The sequence below is a fragment of the Xanthomonas albilineans genome, assembly GCF_002939705.1.
Taxonomy (GTDB): Bacteria; Pseudomonadota; Gammaproteobacteria; order Xanthomonadales; family Xanthomonadaceae; genus Xanthomonas_A; species Xanthomonas_A albilineans.
The window spans coordinates 1-1889 of the sequence record NZ_MDCB01000044.1; the positions used below are offsets into that span (position 1 = coordinate 1).

Sequence of the window (1889 nt, forward strand, 5' to 3'; positions counted from 1 at the left end):
CTGGTGACCATGCACCACATCGTTTCGGATGGCTGGTCGATGGCGTTGCTGGTGCAGGAACTGAGCGCGCTGTACGCCGCCTTCGTGCAAGGTCAACCCGATCCGCTGCCGCCGCTGCCGATCCAATATCCCGATTACGCCGTATGGCAACGCCGTTGGCTCGATGGACCACTGCTGCAACGTCAACTTGGCTTCTGGCGTGAGCACCTGCATAGCGCGCCAGCACTGTTGGAACTGCCCACCGACCACCCGCGCCCAGCATTGCAGGACTATCGTGGCGACCATGTCGACATCGCCCTCGATGCCGAACTCACCGACGCCCTGCGTGCCCTGAGCCAACGCCATGGCACCACCGTGTTCATGACCGTGCTGGCCGGCTGGGCCGTGCTGTTGTCGCGATTGTCGGGTCAAGACCAGGTGGTGATCGGCGCGCCCGTCGCCAATCGCACCCGCAGCGAACTCGAAGCGCTGATCGGGTTCTTCGTCAATGCCCAGGCACTGCGCATCGATCTACGCGGCGCGCCGACCGTCGCCGACTTGCTGGCGCAGGTACGCAGCACCGCACTGGCCGCGCAAGATCACCAAGACGTGCCATTCGAACAGGTGATCGAAGCGCTCAATCCCGAGCGCAGTTTGTCCGCGCAGCCCGTGTTCCAGGTCGTGCTCACATGGCAGAACGTGCCCGAGGCCGAGTTGGTCCTGCCCGACATTCGGTTGCAGCCCATCCCGGCACAGGCCGGCGATGCCAAGTTCGATCTAGAGTTCTCGCTGCACGAGCAGCAGGATCGTATCGTCGGCAGCCTGGGGTATGCCACGGCGTTGTTCGAGCGCAGTACTATCGAACGCCATCTGGCCCAGTTCGTGACCCTGTTGCGCGGCATGGTCGCCAACGCGCACGCCCGCGTCGCGCAATTGCCGCTGTTGCCCGCCGACGAACGCGTGCAATTGCAGCGCTTCACTGTCACCGAGAGCACGTCGCTTCCACCGGCCACCTGCATCCACTCCCTGTTCGAAGCGCAGGTACAGCGCACACCCGATGCCATCGCGGTGCGCGAAGGACAACGCACCCTGCGCTATGCCGAACTGGATGGCTGCGCCAATCGGCTCGCCCAGCGTCTGCGCCGCTCCGGCGTCGGTGTGGAGAGTCGAGTCGACTTGTACCTGCCGCGCAGCATCGAGCAAGTGGTCGCGGTGCTCGCCACGCTCAAGGCCGGCGCGGCGTATGTGCCGCTGGATCCGGAACTACCAAGCGAACGCCTGGCCTTCCTGCTGGAGGACAGCCGCCCGCGCGCAGTGCTGACCTGCACCGATCTGCAAGATCATCTCCCAGCCAGTCGCGCCATGTTGCGCGTCAGCGTGCTGACCCTGGACGACATTGCCGATACACAACACGATGATCCCGGCGCGCCGAATGTCCCCGGCCTGTGTCCGGACAATCTGGCCTACGTCATCTACACCTCCGGTTCCACCGGCCAACCCAAGGGCACCTTGCTCACCCATGCCGGTGCCGCGCATTACCTGCAATGGGCTGTGGAACACTATCGACCAACTCCCAGCGCGGTGGTGTCTTCGTCGCTGTCCTTCGATGCCACCTTGACCAGCCTGTTCGCCCCGTTGCTATGCGGTGCGCAGGTCGAATTGCTGCCCGAACACGACACCCTCGATGCCTTGCGGCAACGCCTGTGCGATCCGACTCCGCTGGGCTTGGTCAAGCTCACTCCGGCGCATCTGGAAGTGCTCGGTCAGCAGTTGGCCGACCACCCAACACCGCTGAGCCCGTCAGTGATGGTGATCGGCGGCGAAGCGCTGCCGGCGGCCACGCTGGCCCGTTGGCAGACCCTCGCGCCCCATACCCGGCTGATCAACGAATACGGCCCGACCGAGACCGT

The 1889-nt window shown here is 64.7% G+C and carries 1 protein-coding gene; it reads left to right on the forward strand.

The annotated features are described in order from the left end of the window. Positions 1–1889: non-ribosomal peptide synthetase (locus tag XalbCFBP2523_RS16910; protein WP_211286575.1), on the forward strand; the 1889-nt coding region annotated here is incomplete at both ends.